General features: G+C 64.0%; 24 protein-coding genes. 3 read left to right on the top strand and 21 right to left on the bottom strand.

The features are described 5' to 3' along the window. Positions 1-193: 193 nt before the first annotated feature. Positions 194-1,615: an MFS transporter gene (locus tag LB543_RS01535; RefSeq protein WP_224612544.1), complete on the top strand. Its 1,422-nt coding sequence runs from the start codon at positions 194-196 to the stop codon at positions 1,613-1,615. A 50-nt stretch (positions 1,616-1,665) separates the two neighbouring features. On the opposite strand, the gene LB543_RS01530 is transcribed toward LB543_RS01535, so the two are convergent. Together LB543_RS01530 and LB543_RS01525 are read right to left on the bottom strand one after the other, a co-directional pair. Beyond that, entirely contained in the window at positions 1,666-2,379 is a 714-nt protein-coding gene (locus LB543_RS01530) for an RlmE family RNA methyltransferase (RefSeq protein WP_224612542.1), read from the bottom strand. 25 nt (positions 2,380-2,404) lie between these two features. After that, a complete protein-coding gene (locus LB543_RS01525) occupies positions 2,405-3,826 on the bottom strand; it encodes a Ppx/GppA phosphatase family protein (RefSeq protein ID WP_263498551.1) in 1,422 nt (473 codons plus the stop codon). Between the two features lie 345 nt (positions 3,827-4,171). On the opposite strand from LB543_RS01525, the gene LB543_RS01520 reads away from it, so the two are divergent. Further along, positions 4,172-5,104, top strand: a complete 933-nt coding sequence (locus LB543_RS01520) for a lysylphosphatidylglycerol synthase domain-containing protein (protein WP_224612540.1) — start codon at positions 4,172-4,174, stop codon at positions 5,102-5,104. A 327-nt stretch (positions 5,105-5,431) separates the two neighbouring features. Here the strand turns inward: LB543_RS01520 and LB543_RS01515 are convergent, their stop codons facing one another. Next, positions 5,432-5,764 (bottom strand): hypothetical protein, encoded by a 333-nt coding sequence (locus LB543_RS01515; protein ID WP_224612538.1) that lies wholly within the window; start codon positions 5,762-5,764, stop codon positions 5,432-5,434. A gap of 31 nt (positions 5,765-5,795) precedes the next feature. Then, a complete protein-coding gene (locus LB543_RS01510; protein WP_224612536.1) occupies positions 5,796-6,671 on the bottom strand; it encodes an RNA ligase family protein in 876 nt (291 codons plus the stop codon). 85 nt (positions 6,672-6,756) lie between these two features. On the opposite strand from LB543_RS01510, the gene LB543_RS01505 reads away from it, so the two are divergent. After that, positions 6,757-6,993 carry a hypothetical protein gene (locus tag LB543_RS01505; RefSeq protein WP_224612534.1) on the top strand — a complete coding sequence of 79 codons (237 nt, stop codon included), beginning with the start codon at positions 6,757-6,759 and terminating at the stop codon, positions 6,991-6,993. A 59-nt stretch (positions 6,994-7,052) separates the two neighbouring features. Here LB543_RS01505 and LB543_RS01500 read toward each other — a convergent pair whose 3' ends face one another. From LB543_RS01500 to LB543_RS01420, 17 genes are all read right to left on the bottom strand, one after another. Further along, complete coding sequence (locus tag LB543_RS01500) at positions 7,053-7,265, bottom strand: hypothetical protein (protein ID WP_224612532.1); 213 nt, start codon at positions 7,263-7,265, stop codon at positions 7,053-7,055. Between the two features lie 40 nt (positions 7,266-7,305). Beyond that, a complete protein-coding gene (locus tag LB543_RS01495; RefSeq protein WP_224612529.1) occupies positions 7,306-7,728 on the bottom strand; it encodes a DUF1515 family protein in 423 nt (140 codons plus the stop codon). Further along, positions 7,713-7,928, bottom strand: coding sequence for a hypothetical protein (locus tag LB543_RS01490; RefSeq protein WP_224612527.1), 216 nt, complete (start codon positions 7,926-7,928; stop codon positions 7,713-7,715). The genes LB543_RS01495 and LB543_RS01490 overlap by 16 nt, the downstream gene beginning before the upstream one ends. Beyond that, positions 7,912-8,307, bottom strand: a complete 396-nt coding sequence (locus LB543_RS01485; RefSeq protein WP_224612525.1) for a hypothetical protein — start codon at positions 8,305-8,307, stop codon at positions 7,912-7,914. Before LB543_RS01485 ends, LB543_RS01490 begins: the two co-directional genes overlap by 17 nt. After that, the gene (locus LB543_RS01480) at positions 8,307-8,732 is read right to left on the bottom strand and encodes a hypothetical protein (RefSeq protein ID WP_224612523.1); all 426 of its coding nucleotides are present in this window, start codon (positions 8,730-8,732) and stop codon (positions 8,307-8,309) included. Before LB543_RS01480 ends, LB543_RS01485 begins: the two co-directional genes overlap by 1 nt. Before the next feature lie 93 nt (positions 8,733-8,825). After that, on the bottom strand, positions 8,826-9,596 hold the full coding sequence (locus tag LB543_RS01475) for a lysozyme (RefSeq protein ID WP_224612521.1): 771 nt from the start codon (positions 9,594-9,596) through the stop codon (positions 8,826-8,828). Between the two features lie 350 nt (positions 9,597-9,946). Then, entirely contained in the window at positions 9,947-11,713 is a 1,767-nt protein-coding gene (locus LB543_RS01470; RefSeq protein WP_224612520.1) for a hypothetical protein, read from the bottom strand. Next, positions 11,713-12,021: a hypothetical protein gene (locus tag LB543_RS01465; protein WP_224612518.1), complete on the bottom strand. Its 309-nt coding sequence runs from the start codon at positions 12,019-12,021 to the stop codon at positions 11,713-11,715. The genes LB543_RS01470 and LB543_RS01465 overlap by 1 nt, the downstream gene beginning before the upstream one ends. 32 nt (positions 12,022-12,053) lie before the next feature. After that, entirely contained in the window at positions 12,054-12,470 is a 417-nt protein-coding gene (locus tag LB543_RS01460; RefSeq protein WP_224612516.1) for a hypothetical protein, read from the bottom strand. A 52-nt stretch (positions 12,471-12,522) separates the two neighbouring features. Then, on the bottom strand, positions 12,523-12,714 hold the full coding sequence (locus tag LB543_RS01455; RefSeq protein ID WP_224612513.1) for a hypothetical protein: 192 nt from the start codon (positions 12,712-12,714) through the stop codon (positions 12,523-12,525). Beyond that, entirely contained in the window at positions 12,711-13,592 is an 882-nt protein-coding gene (locus tag LB543_RS01450; RefSeq protein ID WP_224612512.1) for a hypothetical protein, read from the bottom strand. The genes LB543_RS01455 and LB543_RS01450 overlap by 4 nt, the downstream gene beginning before the upstream one ends. Beyond that, the gene (locus LB543_RS01445; RefSeq protein ID WP_224612510.1) at positions 13,592-14,149 is read right to left on the bottom strand and encodes a hypothetical protein; all 558 of its coding nucleotides are present in this window, start codon (positions 14,147-14,149) and stop codon (positions 13,592-13,594) included. The genes LB543_RS01450 and LB543_RS01445 overlap by 1 nt, the downstream gene beginning before the upstream one ends. An 11-nt stretch (positions 14,150-14,160) precedes the next feature. Continuing rightward, the gene (locus LB543_RS01440) at positions 14,161-14,616 is read right to left on the bottom strand and encodes a hypothetical protein (RefSeq protein WP_224612508.1); all 456 of its coding nucleotides are present in this window, start codon (positions 14,614-14,616) and stop codon (positions 14,161-14,163) included. Then, the gene (locus tag LB543_RS01435) at positions 14,616-16,379 is read right to left on the bottom strand and encodes a hypothetical protein (RefSeq protein ID WP_224612506.1); all 1,764 of its coding nucleotides are present in this window, start codon (positions 16,377-16,379) and stop codon (positions 14,616-14,618) included. Before LB543_RS01435 ends, LB543_RS01440 begins: the two co-directional genes overlap by 1 nt. Continuing rightward, positions 16,379-16,618 carry a hypothetical protein gene (locus LB543_RS01430; protein WP_224612504.1) on the bottom strand — a complete coding sequence of 80 codons (240 nt, stop codon included), beginning with the start codon at positions 16,616-16,618 and terminating at the stop codon, positions 16,379-16,381. Before LB543_RS01430 ends, LB543_RS01435 begins: the two co-directional genes overlap by 1 nt. A 19-nt stretch (positions 16,619-16,637) precedes the next feature. Further along, complete coding sequence (locus LB543_RS01425; protein ID WP_224612501.1) at positions 16,638-17,084, bottom strand: hypothetical protein; 447 nt, start codon at positions 17,082-17,084, stop codon at positions 16,638-16,640. Positions 17,085-17,086: 2 nt separating this feature from the next. After that, on the bottom strand, positions 17,087-20,176 hold the full coding sequence (locus LB543_RS01420; protein ID WP_224612499.1) for a phage tail tape measure protein: 3,090 nt from the start codon (positions 20,174-20,176) through the stop codon (positions 17,087-17,089). Positions 20,177-20,231 lie beyond the last annotated feature (55 nt).

The raw sequence follows: 20,231 nt of genomic DNA, 5'->3' as shown, positions 1-20,231 counted from the left end.
ATTTTAACTACAATAGCGATGGCTTGGTTCCTTGGCAAGCAGTCTCTGATCACTGCCCAGGCACTCCGCGGCGTCGAAGTCGCACAAAAGTGACAGCAAATTAATGCGACATCGGCCCAAGGGCATGATAACCGCCCATTGTATCGGCATGCCCCCAGCCGGCAGGCAAATTCGACCAATTCGGACGCGTTCGTTGAACCGCACCATTCCGCCTATCCTGGCGGTCGCTCTTTTCATGGAAAACATGGATTCGACCGTCATCGCGACATCGCTGCCGGCGATCGCCATCGACATCCATACCAGCCCGATCGCGCTCAAACTGGCGCTGACGGCCTATCTGGTGTCGCTGGCGATCTTCATTCCGATCAGCGGCTGGATGGCCGACCGCTTCGGCGCCAAGAACATCTTTCGCGCCGCGATCGCGGTGTTCATTGCCGGTTCGGTCGCCTGCGCGCTGTCCGGTTCGCTGCCGGCCTTCGTGATTGCGCGTTTCCTGCAAGGCATTGGCGGCGCCATGATGACCCCGGTCGGACGCCTGGTGCTGGTGCGCGCCACGCCCAAGAGCGAACTGGTCGCCGCCATGTCGTGGCTGACCGTCCCCGCACTGGTCGGCCCGCTGGTCGGTCCGCCAATCGGTGGCTTCATCACCACCTATTTCACCTGGCACTGGATCTTCCTGATCAATGTGCCGATCGGCCTGATCGGCATCTGGCTGGCCACCCGCTTCCTGCCGGAAACCGAATCGATGGAGACGCCGCCGCTCGATTTCGTCGGCTTCGTGCTGAGCGGGCTGGCGGCATCCGGCATCGTCTTCGGCCTGTCGGTGGTCAGCCTGCCCTATCTGCCGCCGGCGACCGGCTTCATCACCGTGGCCGTAGGGCTGCTGTCGGGAGCGCTCTACCTGATGCATGCGCGCCGCGCCAGGAATCCGCTGCTGGCGCTCGACCTGTTCCGCAATCAGATTTTCCGCTCCTCCGTACTCGGCGGCGGACTGTTCCGGATCGGCATTGGCGCCGTGCCGTTCCTGTTGCCGCTGATGCTCCAGATCGGCTTCGGGCTGACTCCGTTCCAGTCGGGCATGATCACCTTCGTCTCGGCGATCGGCGCCATCGGCATGAAATTCGTCACCGCGCTGATCTTCCGCGTCGTCGGCTTCCGCCGCGTGTTGATCGCCGGCTCGCTGATCGCTGCCGCATCAATCGCCTTCAACGGCCTCTTCACCCCCGAAACGCCTTACGCGCTGATGCTGGCCATATTGCTGGTCGGCGGCTTCATCCGCTCGATGTTCTTCACCGGCGTCAATGCGCTAGCTTATGCCGAGGTTTCGGCCGAGGACACCAGCAAGGCAACGCCGATCGCCGCCGTCTTCCAGCAGTTGTCGATCGCACTCGGCGTGGCGGTTGCCGGCGGCATCCTGGAAGTGTCGACCGGCATCCATGGCGGACCATTGACGCTTGCTGACTTCCACACCGCCTTTTTCATCGTCGCCGCGATTTCGGCCGCCGCGTCGCTGTCGTTCATGCGGCTGGCACCCGACGCCGGCAATGCGGTGTCAGGCCATGGCCGGCTGACGACGCCCAAGACGCTGGAACCGGTCAGATCGCCGGGAGAGTGAGGCTCTCTCCCTTCTCCGCTTGTGGGTCCACAAGGGGAAAAGGCAAGGCGCTATTCCTGACCGGCCTCTCGCCCCTTAAAATCTTTCGCCAAAAGATAAAGCTCGACCGATTCATCGCGCGATGCCGGCGGCTTGACGTGGTGGACGGAGCGGAAATTCTTCTTGAGCATCGAGAGCAACTCATTTTCGGCGCCGCCCTGGAAGGTCTTGGCCAGGAAATGCCCGCCCGGCTTGAGGACCGACAGCGCGAAATCGGCCGCCACCTCGCACAGATGCATGGTGCGGATATGGTCGGTCCGTTTGTGGCCGGTGGTCGGCGCGGCCATGTCGGACAGCACGACATCCGGATCCCCGCCCAGCGCTTCGGAGAGCTTTTGCGGCGCCTGCGGATCGAGAAAGTCCAGCAGCAGCACCGGCGCACCGGGCACGGCATCCATTTCCAGATAATCGATGCCGACGACATGCGGATGTTCGGCCGTCGATTTCGTGCGCGCGGCCGCGACCTGGCACCAGCCGCCAGGGGCGGCACCGAGGTCGATCACCTTCATGCCAGGCTTCAAGAGGTGGTGCTTGTCGTCGATCTCGATCAGCTTGTAGGCCGCGCGCGAGCGATAGCCGTCGGCCTTGGAGCGCTGGACATAGGGATCGTTGATGTGGCGCTGCAGCCAGCGGCGCGACGATTCCTTCAGGCCGCTTTTCTTCTTGATCCGCGTCTTCAGCACGCGAATGCTGGCGGACCCTGGTTTTTCCGGTTTCTTGGTCATTGCCTGATTTCTTGTTTGAGCATGATCATGCCCTGGTACGTCCATCGTTGCGCCAGACGCCATCATCGGCCATCAGTTCGCTCAATATGCCCTCGCGCAGGCCCCGGTCGGCGACGCGCAGCCGCTCCGAAGGCCAGACGGCGCGGATCGCTTCGAGGATAGCACAGCCGGCCAGCACGAGATCGGCGCGGTCGGCGCCGATGCAGGGGTTGGCGCAGCGCTGCTGGAAATCCCAGCCGACCAGCCTCTCCACCATGCGGTCGACGCTGTCGCGGTCCATCCACAGGCCGTCGACCCGTCGGCGGTCGTAGCGTTCGAGGTCGAGATGGACGCCGGCCAGCGTCGTCACCGTTCCCGAAGTGCCCAGCAGATGGAAATTCGGGCTCGTCTTGAGATGGCTCAGCCGATCGCGACCATCGAAAGCGGCCAGCCTGCCGGCGACATCGTCGACCATGGCGGTGAAGATCTCGCGCGTCACGGTGCGGCCGCCAAAGCGTTCCGCCAATGACACGACACCGACCGGCAGCGACGTCCACGACACGATGTGGTTGGCAAGGCGCGGCGAACGGCGGCCGGTGAGATCGATCAGCGCGATCTCGGACGAGCCGCCACCGATGTCGAACAGGACGACGCCTTGCGTGTCGCGCTCGACCAGCGAACCGCAGCCCGAAACCGCAAGGCGGGCTTCTGTCCGGCGGTCGATGATCTCGAGCTTGAGGCCGGCTTCGCGTTCGACACGATCGAGGAATTCGACGCCGTTTTCAGCGGTGCGGCAGGCTTCGGTGGCGATCAGCCTTGCCTTCCTGATCTTGCGGCCGCGCAATTTGTCACCGCAGACCTTCAGCGCCTCGACCGCGCGGTCCATCGCCGGCTGGCCGAGCCGGCCATTGGCGGTCAGCCCCTCGCCCAGCCTGACGATGCGCGAGAAGGCATCGATGACGCGGAACTGGCCGTGACGCGTGGGAACGGCGACCAGCAGCCGGCAATTGTTGGTGCCGAGGTCCAGCGCGGCGAAGACGGGAAGCTCGTGTACCGGCGGCCGGCGGTTGCCATGTTCTGGGTGTGGCACTGGAACGATGGGCGAGATCGTCGCAGTGGCAACGGGTTTCAGTTCCACCGCCGCGACAGCGGCCTTGCCTTGTGCCGGCGATCGATTGTCCCCGGGGCGCGCATCGTCTCGCGCAAAAACCTTGCGCCCACGCCTTCGCTTGCGCCGTTTCTTGGGCTTGCCCTTCTGGTTGTGGGTCGCGTCGCCCGCCTGCCCATTCACGGAGCGAGGCTCCGTCGGGCGGCGTTGCTGCCAACCGGCTGTCCCCGGGCCTGATGACCCCGGGGAAGCGCTGGACGCGCCCACCTCCGGCGCGCCTGCGCCGGTGTCGCGGTCTTCCACTGTCGTTCCTTCCGGCGCCGCGCGAACCGGTGACGGACGCAGCAGGCGCTTTCGCATTGTTTCAAGTTGCCGCCAGACTAACAGTGCCGTGGCCGATCACCAAGAGCCGCATGCTGAATTTTGCCGGCTGGGTGCGCCGCCTGCTTTGCACTGGCGTAATGCACCCGCAAGGCTGGATTGGTAGCGCAACTCCGTCGGACATGATCGCCCGGCGCAGCCGTGGCGGCCGCGTTTGCCGCACATGCCGTCATGGCGCAGCAAATCCGGACGGCATCAGGCGCGACAAGTGTTCGCGGTTGAATAGCCGGCTTCAATGAGGCATTTCTGAATTGAACGGGGAATTCGGGGCGGTCGGCTCTCGACAGAAAAGGAAGCGGATACGCAACGCATGGCAGTTGGGCAATGAACTGGAGACGCTATTTCTGGCCGGTCGTCGGCATCGGCGCGGTGATCTTCTCGCTGCTGCTGCTCTGGCATGAATTGCGCGGCATCTCGCTCGACGACGTCTGGGACGGGCTGGCGGCCATTCCGGCTCGCGGCTGGATGCTGGCGGGCTTGAGTTCGGTCGTCGCCTATGCCGCGCTTGCCGGCTACGACCACATCGCGTTGCTGCATATCGGCAGACGAGTGTCGTGGCTGTTCGTGACGCTCTGCTCCTTCACCACCTACGCGCTGTCGCACAATATCGGCGGCTCGGTGTTTTCCGGCGCCGTCATCCGCTACCGCGCATACGGCACGAGAGGGCTGACCGGCCAGGAAGTCGGCGTGCTGGTGGCGGTCTGCTGGATAACCTTCGTGCTGTCGACGATACTCGCCTCCGGTCTTGTGCTGGTGTTCGAGCCGCAGATTATCGACCGCTTCTCCGGCATCGCCCATCACGGCTTGTCGGAGGCCGCAGGCATCGCGATGCTGGTCCTCATCGCGGCCTATATATTCGGCAGTTGGCTGCATCTTCGCCCGCTGAAGATCGGCAGCTTCCAATTGCACTATCCGGCGCTGCCGATCGTCGCCCGGCAATTGCTGATCGGCCCGATCGAACTGCTCGCCGCCGCGGCGATCATCTTCTTCGCCCTGCCCGAGTTGCACAATCCCGGCTATTTCGTCGTACTCGGCGTCTTCCTCGTCTCCTTCTCGATCGCCCAGATCTCGCATGCGCCGGGTGGCCTGGGCGTATTCGAAGTGGTGTTCCTGGCCGGGCTTTCCGACATGGACCCGGTCGGCGTGCTGGCCGCCCTGCTGGTGTTCCGGCTGTTTTATCTCATCATCCCGCTGTTTCTGGGCCTGGGCATCGTGCTGTTCTTCGAGCGCTCGCAGTTCAGCCGCAAGGAGCGCTGAGGCCCGGAGCTCGCACGCCACTGGAAAGGTGGCATTCGGAACCAGCGATGAAAGCTGTCAATTGAGCCGCAGAGCAGGCTTGACTATTTTCCGCTGGCGGCTACAAGGCAGCGCTCAAGCGGCTCAGCCGTTCGGCCCGCGCGGTTTTCACGTCTATCGTGATAGTCACGCCTGCTGGGGAATAGGTTAACGGTAGACCCACGGACTCTGACTCCTACGGTTTTCCTTGGAAATCAAGCACTTAGGTTCCCCTCTCCTGTCTAACCTGCCACCCGATATCAATGACTTAGCGGCAATAGTGTCTAACTTTTTGGACCATTGACCCGGCTACTTCGCCCGTGATCGCTTGATCTCCTGGCGCCACAGTTCGCGCTCGCGAGGCCATTCGCAGTGGTCTGATGTCAGGGGGCGGAGGATGAAGCCGATGCGCTTGTCGTCGCGGCCGGCGGCGCGGCATTTCGGGCAGTAGAAGTAGGGTGCGAGATCCTGCGCCTTGCTGGAATGATCGAAGCCGATGCGCCTGCCCAGCGCGACCAGGTTGAGGCGGCTGCCGTGGTCGCAACCGGTGGTGCGGCAGTGGACCGACATCTCGCCACCCAGCGCCAGCAGCTTGCCGATCGTGTCGATCTTCAGCGGATAAGTGATCTCGGGCAGTTTCATCCTGGCGAGATAGGACCACCGTCCTATCCGGTCAATCCTCGCGGATCGCCTTGACCGAGCCGTGCCGCAGCTTGGCTTCGCCGCGCAATGACCGCACCGTGGCGGTGAGACCGGGCTGCAGCCATTCGACGGCGGCGCCGGCGATGGCGTTAGGCAGGCCGGCGGGCGGCGGTGCATCCCGCATGCGCGTCAGCAGGCGTTCGCGGATCTGCTTGGTCATCGCTATCGCCGGGGAGCCGGCATATTTGCCGCCCCTGGCGACGATCGCCTCGGTGATCTTGCCCGGTTCGCGCTTGATGCCCAGGAGCTCGAACTCGGCCACGTCCCAGCATTTCGTCTTGACCCAGGAATCGCCCTTGCCAGCGTGATAGGGCGCGGTGCGCCGCTTCGAGACGATGCCCTCCAGGTTCATACTGTCTGCCGCCGCATAGAACGCGGCGCCATTGCCCTCGACGTGCTGGCTGTACTGGATGATGCCGTCGGCCGGCTTGACCATCTCCCACAGGATGGCCTTGCGCTCGATCGCCGGCAGGGCGCGCAGATCCTGCCCGTCGAGGTGCATGATGTCGAAGGCCACGAAGGCGAGCAGTTCGGCATTCCAGGCCATGCGCGAATGCATGGCGTGAAAGTTCGGGCGGCCGTCCGGTTCCGGCGCGATCATCTCGCCATCGAGGATGAAGGATTTCGCCTTGAGCTTCTCAGCGGCATCGACAACCGGCCAATAGCGCTTCGACCAGTCGATGCCGGTTCGGGTGAAGGCGCGCGCGCCGGCCCAGTCGAGGATGAGCTGCGTGCGAAAACCGTCATATTTGATCTCGTGCAGCCAGTCGTCGCTGAGCGGCGGCTCGAGCACGAGGATCGGTTCCTGCGGCTTGATGAACTTCAAACGCTCTGCGGCGTTACGCATGCACTGGGTACTCCAACGCGGATTCAAAGGCCCACGGGCTGCTTTGGTTCCCGGCATTTTAGCCAAAGTGTATGTAAGGACGGTTATGAGAAAGAGCGACGAAGTTGTCGACGAGTGCTGGACCGCGCTGGCCATGATCAGGCGGACGATCGAGGACCACTGTCCGCCCGGCGTGCTGCCCGACGAAGAAATGGTCAACGGGCTCTATGCGCCAACCCTGCTTGGCGAGGCGGAGGCGATCTCGCGCGCCATCGTTGCCACGGTCGAGAAACTGGAGCTGCGGTCGACCGTCAAGCCGCCGGCGCCGAACATCAAGGCATGAAACGCAAAATGCCCCGCCGGGCTGGGCGGGGCATCATGGTCCCGACGTCGGGAAGATGATCAGGGTGCCGTAGCAGCCTTTACGGCTTCGATCTCTTCCGGGGTAGCAGGACGCTCGAACACCTCGAACACCGAGGGACCGCCGTTATTGTGTGGAAGACCGAAAAACTTTTCGGCGGGGAAGCCAGGGCCAACGGTGCCGGCTTCTGTGCCGTTGATCTTGATGGTCGAAACATAATTGCCGTTGGTATTTACCTTGATTGTGGTGGTCATCTAGTTTTCCTTTCTCTTCCCGGAGCCCGCCGGGCGCGGATCACATGCCGCGCAGGGCGCGCCAGATATCGGACCAGTAATAGGTGACGATCGAGCCCAGCGAGGCGAAGGCGACGCCGGTAACGCCGAGCGCTCCCATGCCCATCAGCTTCCAGCGCGTCACCTCGGCGGTCACCGCCTTGACGTCGGCCATGTCGTCGGTGAGCGTCTTGACGCTGCTTTCGGTCACCGCCATGCGCGCCACCAGCTCGTCGGTCTTGGCGTACATTTTGGACCGGCTGGCCGCGGCGCGCTGTTCCGACTGCTCATAGCTGAGCGACGCCCTGGCATCGGAATCCTTGATGTCGCGGCGGATCTCGGTGATGTCGCGCTGCATGTCCTGCGTGGCCTGGAGAAGGCCGCCGATCATGATCTCCAGGCTGTTCGCCCCCGATGTCGCCATGCCCTTCACTGCCTGTCCCATTCGCCGATGCCGGCGACCTTGGCGGCGCAGGCGACCAGGCGGGCTTCGTTGACGTCGCCCCTGGTATAGAGGTCGTCGACCTTGCGGGCGCCGCCGGCGCGCTCGCTGGGAGCGGCGCCCGGCTTGCGCCACGGCTTGTCGCACAGCGCCACAAGCGAGGCCGGAACGCGCGGCCGGATGATGTCAGTCTGGACCAGCACCTTTGGCTTTGGGCTGGACAGGCACCCCGCCACGCAAGGCATCAGGGATATCAAGATCAAGAAACTTGCCGATGTCTTCATGGTCGTGCCCCAGTTTCGCCCGTTCGGTGGCGTCGTCGATGAACTTCTGGTTTGCCGCGGCGACCTGTTCGGCCAGCGTCGCCGCCAGCATCGCGTCGGCCTCGGCCTGCGCCTTCATGCGGCCGATGGTCGCCTGGTTGGCGTCGTTGACGCCCTCGGCTGTCTTGAGGTCGGCGGCGGCCTGGCGCGCCTCGGCCTGCGCGTCGCGCGCGGCGAGCTTGTAGTGATAGGCGACGAGGCCGAGGCCCATGAAGGCCAGCACGACGAGGCCGAGGAGGATCAGGCGGATCTGTGTCATCAGCAGTCCCTCAGAACGCCGTGATGCAGGAACCCATGGAAGCCGGGCACGCCGATCGATCCGGCGCCAGCCGCACAGGTATTGCCGACCTTGTCGACATGCACGGTCTCGCCGACAGTGCCATGCCGGCACCAGCAGCGATGCTCTTTGTCTTCCGGCATAGTGCAGTTGTTGGCGCGACTATCGATGTGCCACCAAGTCGTGTCGTTGAGAGTGCCATCGCGTTTATAAGGCACAACGCACACAATCGACTTGCCATCATAGCCGACCGGTCCTGACCGCCCCTCGATGAGAGAACCAGGCAGGAGATGATCCGTTTCCTCGCCGGTTTCCATGTTGCGATAGATGCATCGCATGACGCCATGCTCGTCGGCAGGAGAGTGCCGGCCAGTGTCTTCCCACCATGTGCAGCGATATTCCGTCATCTCACGCCCACATCATGTAAAGGCCGGCCGCGATGGCGCCGGCGACGACCAGGTGCAGCGCCTCGCGCCAGACGAAATGACGGACGGCGGGCATCAATGCAGGCCGACCATGCACAGCGCCTTTTCGCGCTTGCGGCGCTCGAACAGGCCGCGCAGCACGCGGTGGCCGGCCTTGTCGAACCAGGTCAACGCCTGGCAGCCGCCCGCGATGTCGCCGTCATTGAGGCGGCGCGTCGCGGTGCTCTTGCCCGTCCCGACGATGCCGACGTTGAAGGCCAGCGAGGTGTAGGCGGCATCGCGCGTCGCCGGCAGGCGGCCGGCAACCGTCGCGGCCGTGAAAAAGCGGTGCAACCCGTTGCGGTGATCGGCGACCTCGACCCAGAGCAGGTCGAGGCACTCCTGGTCGGTCTTGACCATGCCCATATGCACGCCCCTGATGGAGCCGAAGCAGATGGTCGGGATGCCGACGGCATCGCGGTAGGCGACATTGCGCTTGCCCTCTTCCCTGGCGATGAACGGCACGGCGATGGCGAGCGTTTCGGCTTCGGTCGCCGGTGTGGCGGTCAGGGGCGCGGAGCTCGCCGGCCACGCCAGCAGCAGCGCTAGCGCGAAGATGATCAGCGCGACGGCGAGGATGCGCACCGCTTCCTTCCAAGGGGCCAGCCCCTGTTCCAGCAGACGGCCGCCGGCGCCGGCGACCAGCAGCCCGAGGCCGAGCCACCAGGCGACGTTGGGGTCATAGTCCTGACCTGTGATGCGATACCAGAGCTCCGGCGCGATCAGCACGACGATGCCGGCAATCTGCATCCAGAAGCTGAGCGACAGCAAAAGCACGCGGCGCCAGTCCGCGACAAGACGGGGCATTTTTGTACCTCTCAAGTTGCTAATTAAGATTTTGGGATTACTGTCGCGGCGATGCGAGCATTGATCCTAGCGGCGACACCAGTAGTGTTCGTGGGTTAACCGTGCGCGGAACGGAAGTGTTGACACTGTGCTTGCGCGATGAACAAGATCAGGACGGAGGAAAAAACATTGGATTATATGGACAACACTACCCGCCGGAAGGTAAGAGCCAATGGCGCCGCCCGGCGCGATTATTCCATCCTGGCTGGCCTCATTGTCGTAGCAACGATTGTTGCTGTCTTCGCGATTTGGGGGTGGATGTCCCATCCTCTGGCCGGCGTTTGCTGCTAGGAACCGGGCCTGCTTTTCACTCAGGCGACCCTGAATTCGATTTCGAGCAACCACGGCGACGAACTCGTCGTGCCGCTGGTCTGTCGCAATTTGTAGTAGCGATAGGCCGTGCTGTTGGACCACGTCTGCTGTTGAATTATGGCGCCGCCAAGGGTGAAACTGCTGCCCAGCCCAGTATACGCGCTATCGTCGTTGGAGCCTTCGAATACCCATGTGCCGTGGGTATTCGGAGCATCTTGCAGCCACAGAAACCCCGTCAATATTTTGCCGGAGGCCAGGTCGAACTTGATCTCCCTCAACGACTCACTCGAGAACGCAGCACTGCCGGCGGCATTCGCCGAGAAGTCGCCATCGATCAGATTGTCGATGCGGGCGCTTAGACTCATCGTCGCGGTCGTTGTTGTTGTGATCAAGCTGGTGCGATCACCACTTACGAGAGCATCGCGCACCTCGCCAATAGCCGGGTCGGCAATCCTGAATTCCAATTCTTGCAGCCACGGGCCTGACGAGGTCGTACCGCTAGTCTGCCGGAGCTTGTAGTAGCGATAGGCGGTGCTGTTGGTGGCCGAGAAGAAAAGGTAAGCTACCGAAGCGCTGCCGAGCGTGAACGAACTGCCGATTGTCGTGTAAGAACTATCGTCGTTGGACCCTTCGAAGACCCAGGTGCCGTGTGTGCCGGAGGTATCCTGGACCCAGCGAAATGCGTCGATGACCTTCTGCACGCCTGCGCCGAAATCGAACTTGATTTGCCTTGACGACTGTCCGGCATCGAACCAGCAAGCATCCGTGCTGTTGCCGCCGAATCCGCCATCGATGAGGTTGTTGATGGTTCCGGCGCCGAGAGTGGCTGTGGTGGTGACGGTGATCGATGAGGTTCTATCCCCGCGCCCGCCGGCATTCCAGTAGGACGGATTTGCGACAACGGGCGTCACCGTCGCGGTGGCGGCGCTGGTGGCCGAGGCGCTGCCGGCGGCATTGGTCGCGGTGACGGCGCAGGTGATGACCTTGCCGACTTCGGAAGCGGTGAGCAGGTAGGTCGAGGCCGTGGCAGCGGAAATGTTGGTGCCATCCGCCTTCCACTGATAGGCGTAGGAGATCGAACCGCCGCCCGACCATGTGCCGGCCGAGCACGACAATGTCTGGCCTTGCGTGGCGGTTCCGGAGATCGCCGGCAGCACGGTGTTGCTCGGCGTCGCGATGACGGCCGCCGTGGCGGCGCTGGCCACCGGCGTTCCGGAGCCTGCGGCATTGGTCGCGGTCACGGTGCAGGTGATGGTGTGGCCGAGATCGCCGGAGACCGGGACATAGGTGTTCTGGTTGACGCCGACATTGGAGCCGTTCGATTTCCACTGGTAGGCATAGGTCGGCGAGCCGCCGCCCGACCATGTGCCGGCCGACGCCGTCAAGGTCGAACCGACATAGGCATTGCCGGAGATCGCCGGCGACACGGTATTGCCTGGCGTCGCGATGACGGCCGCCGTGGCGGCGCTGGCGGCGGACGCCGGCCCGCCTGCATTGGTGGCGGTGACGGTGCAGGTGACGACCTTGCCGACGTCGCCGCTGACCGGCGCATAGGTGTTCTGGTTCGATCCGACATCGGCGCCGTCCGCCTGCCACTGGTAGGCATAGCTGTCGACGCCATGCGCCCATGTACCGGCCGACGCCGTCAAGGTCGAGCCGACATAGGCATTGCCCGAAATCACCGGCGGCACCGTGTTGGCGGGCGCGCTGACGGATGCCGCGCCGCCCGCCATGCCGAGACGGACCAGCAGCGAAAAGCCCAGCATCAGCGTGCTTCCACGGCGATGGTGTCGCCCTCGGCGACCAGCAGCGGATAGGGCATGCCGGCCGGCACCGGCCAGGCGGCGCGCGCGCCGCCGGCTTCCGCAGTGTCCGGAGCCGGGCCGACCGCGACCCAGCAGTCGGCGTCGGCAAGCAGCACGACGACGCCCTCGCCGGCCTGCGCCGCCAGCGCACCGGCGGCGGGCATGGTGATGATCTCGGATCGGGCGCCGGCGCCGACGGCGACGTCGACGACCTGCGACCCGAAGACGTTGGGGAAGGCGCGCGAATAGGTGACGATGAGGCTCGACATGGGGATATCTCCAGCGGTTCGAGAGAAAAGGATCAGGCTGACAGGGCCGGTAGAAACGCGTCGTTCTGCGGCGTGATCAGCTTCATCTTGCGGATAAAGGTTCCGTTGAACGACCCTTCCCAGTCGCCGCCGAACAACGCTTTGACCATCGGGTTCATGGAAATGGGCGCCGCCACCAGAGTAACCACGTCGCTGCCGTCGCAGGACATGCTGATGAAGCTATTAGTCCTGGTCACCGCTATCTTATGAACGCCGGGGCCATGCGAGGTGTCGATCTCGATGTCCCGGCTGTTGAAGCTGCCTTCTCGGACGTCAACGCGCAGCCCGGTGAAAGCCGTGCTGCGCTCGATGAGGAACGAATGGTCGTTGTCGACGTCGAGGAGGTAGAGCAGATACGTCGCACCGTCTGACGTCAGTTCCTCCCACTCGATGACGATTGTCCAGTCCATCGTCTCGAGGTCGGTCAGGAACGTGCCGATCGCCGAGACGACGCCGTCCGCATCATTTGTCGAGGATTTCCAGACCGCTGACGCCGACCCTCGCCGGCTTGTCGACGACATCGGCGGCAGCCGCGCTCGCACCATGCACGGCATAGGTTGCGGCGAGGAAGTCGAGATCGGCAAGAATGTCGGCCGGATCGATGCCGCCGCCGAAACGGCGGATGAGCGGTTGGGCTGCGACACCGGGCATCATGACGTGGTCGTTTCCTTCTCGCACAAGATCCAGAGAACGCCGGGCGTGGTCGGCGCCGTCGGATCGCCATCGGGTTGCACCGCCGCGCCGATGCCGCGATAGGTCTTGCCCTTGTGGGTGATGCTGATGTCCGAAACGTCGATCGACAGCGTCCCGAAGATGAAATCGATGCCCGCTTCGGTGCCGACATCGATCGGCCCGGTGGTGCCGGTCTTCACGTTGAACGGCGTGTCGGTGTAGGGGCTGCGCTGCAGGTCGAACTCGCCACCCGTATTGGGACCGGTCAGGAACTGGCTGCCGCGCATCTGCAATGTCGCGCTCGTCGCCCCCTGAAAGCCGATGCTCTCATGGTGCGGTATCCCCTGGTCCGGCAAGGCGGCGCCGGCCAGCGCCTGGTATTCGCCGCGCGGCCACCAGGACAGCACCGTGTTGGTGAAGCCGCCGACGAAGAACAGCACCGACCATGGCACTATGGAGCGCACATCCGGCAGGCTGGGCAGGCCCGCCAGCGTGTCGATCTTCAGCGGACCCCACGCGGCGCCGCTATCCTTCTTGCCGAAGCCGCCATAGCCGGGCGCCGGCGTCGTTTCCGCCGAAGTCCATTCATACTGGAAACCGGTGACATAGGTCGATGGTCCGCTCGGGCCAACGCCTGGTGTCGGCCCGCCTTCCGCATCGACGGTCCAGTCGACCGGCTGCTGCGTCTGCCCGCTCTCGCCGACCGCCTGCGCCGGGAAGGGATAATTCTTGACCACGGAACGGCGCTGGATGAGCAAGGGAAAGGATATGTAGCGCGGCGTGCCGCCCCAATGCACCGCGACGATGCGGCTGAACGGGCCGAGATTGACCGGATGCTCTTTCGAGCCATAGGCAACCATCAGGCGGTCACGTCCTCGGCCAGCCGGCCGATCAGGTCCCATTCGCCGGTTGCCGCGAACTTGGCGGTGATCACCGAGCCCGGCCCGCCGGTGCGGTTGAGAAAACCTTCTAGGCCGTTGACGGTGACATCGGTGCTGTCGGCAAAGATCAGCGCGCCGGCGCCGCCCTGGCGGAAGGTCACTTCCATGTCGGCGGAGGCGGTCACCGGCAGTTCGATGGTCAGGTCGCCGCTGCCGGCATAGCGCCAGTAGCGGTTGAAATCAGTGTTGGAGACGACATAGACACCGTCGGTCGGCGCATCGAGCGCACCACCCCGGTTCGGCCGGAAATCCGCCTGCGGCAAGGTGAACGGGCCGAAGACGGTGGCGTTCTCCAGATAGATCGTCATCTGGGTGCCGATGACGGTGATGTTGGAGATGTTCAGCGGTGCCGGGATGTCGGCGATGATGGCGGCGATGCGCTGGACGAGTTCCCAGATGTTGCCGTCGAACTCGGAAACATCGAGGGGCGCGCCCTTGCCGGATCCCCACGCGCCGTTGCCGACATAGGTCAACATCTATTCGATCCTCACTTGTATTCGTCGGCCTTGGCCAGGTTGAAAGCGCGATAGAGCTGGTCGTCGCGGCCCAGAAAGATGACGCGGAGGGTGTTGCGCACCATCACGTACTGGTCCTTGTCGTCCGGGTTTTCGACGCGGATCGTTTCCCAGCAGCGCGCCACCTCGTCATATTCGATGATGTGGATCTTCTTCGGCTCGTCGTCCTGGTTGTTGTCCTTGGGCCAGGTGACGGTGACGCCGGGATTGGTCTTCTGTTCGGGCTGGGTAACGGTGAAGCGCGCGGCCTTGCCGATTGAGAAATCCGCATCGCCGCTGTTGTCGACCGGCGGCACTTTCGCCAGGGCGGCCTGCAGCACGACCTGTCCCGCCGACGGCCGGGTGATCGACTCCAGCTTGATGACGCCACCGCCACCCCAGCCGCTGCCGGCCTGCCATGGATTGCTGAGCCCCTGGATCGTGACCATCAGGCGGCCTCCAGGTCGATGGTCTTCGGCACCATGAGTTGCGAGACGGTGATGGCGTAAGGCGTCAGGAACGGCGGGTCGTCGCGGCCGATGGTCAGCTTCTTCATGTCGCCGTCGAAACGAGTGAAGACCTGGTTCAGCGCATCGACCGCCGCCGAGATGTCGGGCTTGAAGGCGTCGACCACCGCCGCCTGCACCGGCACCGGATTGTAGACGATCAGGCTTTCCACCATGTCGGTCGCGCGCATGTCGAAGAAATCGACGCCGTCGTCGACCGGCTGCACGGTCGAGAAATCCTCGAAGGTGACCTCGCCGGCGATCGGCATCACGGTCTGTCCGGCATAGGCCTGGATGCCCGGTTCGAGGATGCCTTCCTCGGCATAGACGGGCTCGCCGGGCATGGTCGTGACCGTGTTGCCCTTGCCGACGGTGCAGCCGATCGTCACCGCGACGGTGTGCGACCGGGCAAAGCCGTTCATTTCATAGCGGATGACCTTGCCCGCCGCCGTGCCGCCGGGGATGCGCGGATCGGCGATGCTGGCGTTCTTGCGGCAGGACAGGTCGACGCCATCGCGAAACGGCACGGTGAAGCTGATCTCGACGGCGCGCGACCGCTCCAGAATGTTGCCGCGCGCCAGCGCCAGGAGATAGCCGAGGCTGCGCAGCCCGCGCGCCGTCGGGAAATAGGCGCGGCGCCTGACATCGCCGATCGGTATCGCGCCTTGGGGATTGTCGGTATCGGCCGGGTCGACCGCTTCATCGGCCTTGCCCGAGACCTTGACGGCCAGGATCTCGTCGTCGCCGGCATCCGACAGCAGCGCCTGGCAATCGGCCTCAAGCGTGAAGGTCAGCCTTTCTTCCCTTGGGCGCGATACATCGTAAGCGGCGATCAGCGTCGGCTTCATTGACCAGACCGGAAAAGCCGCCATGGAATCGGCCATGACGACCTGGTGGAAATCCTCCGGCACCACGAAGCCGTCGGTGCGCACGATCGAGCACAGGCCGAAAGCCCAGCCGCCGCCGATGCGACCATCCTCCTTCGGCCAGTCCTGCATGATGCCGTCGCCGGTCAGCGACCGGATGGCGTATTTCGAGCCGCTGCCGGCGGTCTGGAAGGCCTTCAGCACGACAGGCGAGATCTCGACAGTCCCGACCGCCACCTGGTCCCAGGTGACGGAAGCCTCCACCGAGACGCGGCGCAGCGGCGGCTGGCCGATGCTGATGCCGAGCGAGTCCTTGACGGCCACGGTGCCGAAGTCGATCAGTCCGTCCTCGCCGACCAGCATGTCGGAGACGGTAACCGCATGGTCGACGCGGTCGGCGTGATACCTCACCGACATCGCCTCGATCACGGCATCGGGGTCGTCGCGGCTTTCCGGGCGCAGGAACATCGGATCGAAGAACGGTGCGACCTTGAGTGTTTGCGCCAGCGCCAGCTTGGTCGCATCGTAGCCCGCAGGCTTGGCGTCGAACTGCAGCGTCACCTGGTTGCCGAGCAGGTCGGTCGGGATGCCGACAAGCCGGCCACGGAACAGCAGCCGCGTGCCGTCGGTCGGATTGGCCTCGTCACGCCAGGACATCAGCATCCATTGCTTACGGCCGGATGCGAGCAGGCCGACGCGCGGATTTTTCACCGTCAGGTCGAGCGTGGCGAACTCGCCCTCCTGTTGCGCCAGCTTGTAGGCGACGACCAGCAGGTCCTCGACCTCGTGCTCGGGACCGAAGACCGTATCGGCGGCGTCGACGAAGGCGAAGAAGTACATCAGAAGGAGGAGCCGTAGCCGGCAGGAACGATCCGGCCGTCAGGCCCGATACAAATCCGGCTCCTGACAAGCACGTACTGCGCCGGATCGTCGGGATTCTCGACGCGCACCGTCCGCCATCCATATGCGGCTTCGCCATCGACCAGATCTATGGTCACCGTAGGCTGCTTTTCCTCCGGCCTGGTCGACGGCAATGCAGCAGCGGCCGGCGCAGAGAATAGGGCAAGTACCGCGCCCACCAATGATCTCCGGTTCATGTCACACCTCTATGAGAGCGAGAGACCAGTTGCAGGCCGCGCCCCACTCGTCGAAGCCGAGCTGGTAATCGGCGACCAGCATGATGAGACGCGGCCGGTAGAGCGTGAAGGCGCCTTCGGTGCGCGTTGCAGGGTCGTCCGTGGTCGAGGCGGCGGGCCGCGATGGGGATCCGCCCGCCGTCATGTAGACGAACTCGGTGGCGCAATCGACAGTCAGTTCCATGCCGCGCTTGACGCCGTCGAGCGCCGGCATGTTCTGGTCGGTGCAAGTGATGGTCAGCTTGAACTTCTCGTCCTCGCCGGCGCCGAGGTCGATCAGCACATTGTTGACGGTGCGCGCCAGTTGCGCGTCGCCATCCAGCGAGAACGCCTCGGAGATGCCGCGCGCCGAGTAGGGCGGCACGCCGACCGGATCGAGGCGCAGGAAGGTGGTGAATTCGTCGGCCATGATCAGCCCCCACGCCGCGGCGCGCGACCGGCGCTGACGCGCGCGCCGCGCAGCGATACCGTCTGAAGGCGCCGCAGGCCGATGTCGCCGATGGTCAGGTCGTCGATCACCTCTCCGCCAGGCAGTTGAAGCATGAATGGCGTGCGGCCCTGCGTTGTCTCGACAGGAGTCTGAAGCGGCATGCTGGCCAGCCCGCCGCCGGCGTAACGCGGGATCGCCATCGAGCGGCTGAAGGTTTCCACGGCACCGCCCAGATTGAAGCCGCGCAGGCTGCGCAGAAAGTTCTTGGGAAGCGTCATGTTGTTCAGCGCATGGAAGATGTCGCGGCCATAATACGCAACCGCCGCCGCACGGTTGACGAACTCGCCGTTCGACAGCCATGCGAGGATCGAATCGCTGGTGCCCGTGCCGGCGCCGACCACATCACCGCCACCGGCGAAGCCACCATGCGAGCCGCCGCCATCGGATGACGAGGACGAAGCCTGCGCCCGGAGCTGCTGCGCCTGCGCGACGGCGGCCTGCAATTCGGCGATGATCTGACTGATCTGCGATCGGATTTGGCTGGCCAGGCTTGCCACCACCGACGACAGGCTGGAAAAGCCGCCCTGCACCAGCGAGCCGAGGCCGGAGAAGATCTGCGAGAACAGCGACGGCAGTTCCTGAAAAGGCTGAGCGATTGCCGTCGCCGACTGCTGCGCGCCCGAGGTGTCAATGTTGGCAAGCGCGCTGTTGAGGCCGCCGACCGCATCGTCGGCCGCCGGCGCCAGTGTGCTCAGATTGGTGACGACGCCATCGACGCTATCGGAGATCGCAGAGCCGAGCCCGCCAGCATCGGAGCCGTCCAAGGCGTTCTTCAAGCCGGTCGCGGCCTCATCCGCTGCCGGCTTGATCTTCTTGACATCGGAAACAACACTGTCGACCGCGCCCCCGACGGAACTCGACAACCCAGCCCCGGCGCCGTTGTCCAGCGTCAGCGCTTCCTTGACCTCATTGCCGACAGTCTTGACGTGGTCGCCAGCGGCCTGCGCGCTCGCCGCCACGCCATCGAGCGCAGCCTTGGACTGGTCGGCGCGGTGCGCGACGCCGTCGACGACGTCGAAGACTTCTTTTGACAGGCTGCCGCCGGGACCGCCGCCACGAAAGACATTTATCTGGTGGTCGAGCTCGCCGACCTTGGCCGCGGTGGTATCGGCAGCGGCGCCGAGCTGCGTCATGCCGGTGGCGGCTTGCGTGGTGCCCTGGCGAAGGTCCTCGATATTGCCCACGACCTTGCCGTCGATCGTCTTCTGGACCTCGTCGAGTTCGCGCGTGCGCTTGGCGAGATTGATGTTCGCTCGCAGCAGCGCTTCGGTCTGCGTGTCGATATCGGCGCCGAGCGGGGCGGCGAAATCGCCGCCCTGCTTCATGGCGTCGACGATCTGCTGCTGCTGCGCAACCTGCGCTTTGGCATCCTCCAGAGCTGCCCGCGCGGAATCGAGATGCGCCTGAGCGAGACGCTTCAGGTTTTCCTCGGCCCCCGGAACGCCAGCTTTGACCGCATCGATGGCGGCCTTGAGCTCGTTTAGAGCATTCTTGTGGGCATCGGTGCCGGCAATCCATGCCTGCTGTTTGGACCGTTCACGATCCCATACCGCGATAAGGCCCTCGACTGCCACAGCGATGCCAAGAATGATGCGACCGGCTGGCGTCGAGATCAGTGCGGTGCTGAGGAGCGATATTGCGTTTATAGCGGTGAAAATCGCCGTCCGGAGCAACTGAAACCCGCCAACCATGCGCAGGATCGTGGCGCCAATAACGACTTCGCCGGTTGTAAGGTTGGTCCCAAAAATACCGTTGATGGACTTGATCGTCAGATCAGCTGCCTCGCGCAGCTTCGACATCGCCGGAATGACGACGTTACCAGCCACATGTGTGAAGTCCTCGCCAAAACCCTTGATGGCATCGCGCCAAGAGATCAGCCATTTGTTCGATGTCACCTCGGAATCTCGCCCTGCCAGCGTGGCGAAAAAGTCCTTGAGGAAGACGGAAGCCGTAGCCACGCCGCTCCGGGCAAAGTCAAGGATGGCGGCCTTGTTGCGAAGGATGATGTCACGGAAGGCATTGAACCCGGCCGTGAACGACGGCACGGCGATCAGGCCGATCTGGCGCAGCAGACCGCTGATCGACTTCTTCAGTTCATTGAGGGAATCATCGAAGGCAAGCGCTGCCTTGATCTGATCATCGTCAAAGACGATGCCGAGCTCGGCGGCCTTCTTCTTGAACTCCTCGATGCCGGCCGCCCCCTTGTCCAGCAAGGGGATGAGCTTCGCGCCTTCAAGGCCGAATAGTTTCAGCGCGATCTGCGATTTGCGGGCGCCGTCCGGCATCTTCTGGAAGGCGTTGGCCACCTCGATCAGCAGCTGCTCATTGGTCTTGAGCTTGCCGCTGGCATCCTTGACCTTGATGCCGAGTTCGTCGAAGCCGGTCTTGGCGGCGGTGGTGCCGGTCTTGACCTTGGAGGCAGCGGCGCCAAACCGCGTCACCTCAACGCCGATATCCTTGAAGGCCTGGACGGTATAGCCGGCGCCCTGCGTGATATCGGCATTGGCGTCCTTCGCCGACTGGCCGAACTGCTTGAGCGATTTGCCCGCCTTGCCGGTTGCCTTGACCGTTTCGTCGGCCGTCTTGATAACCTGCTTGTTGAAGGTGTTGAAGGCGGTGTTCACCTGCTCCTGGCTGACGCCGACGCTATCGGCCGCGAACGCCCATTCCTGGTAGGATTTTGCCGACAGGCCAGCCGCCTGCGCCGCATTGTTGGCCTGGACCGCCGCTTCCGCGCCGGACTTGGCCAGGAAGAACAGCGCGGCGCCGACGCCATCGGCCGCCGCCTTCAGCGTGCCGAGCGCGATGACAGAACGCGCGGCGAAGGTGCCGATGTCGCCGATCAACAGGCTCAGATCATGGCCAAGACCGCCGAACTCGACCTTCTTGGCCGAATCCTGAATGGTCGCCATGGCCTTTTCGCCAGTCGTGCCAAGCTTTTCCAACTCGGCAATCATGACTTCGCCGCCAAGCAATTTGATCAGGACGGCGATTGCGTTGCGTTCGGCCATTGATGGTCCTCGGTAGACACGCGAGGGATTCCCTGCTTCACTCCACGGTTGGAGT

Origin of the sequence: Mesorhizobium sp. ESP7-2 (genome assembly GCF_020164715.1) — a bacterium.
GTDB lineage: Bacteria > Pseudomonadota > Alphaproteobacteria > Rhizobiales > Rhizobiaceae > Mesorhizobium.
The sequence above is the reverse complement of the archived record's forward strand: the minus strand, read 5'-3'. Positions and strand labels throughout refer to the sequence as shown.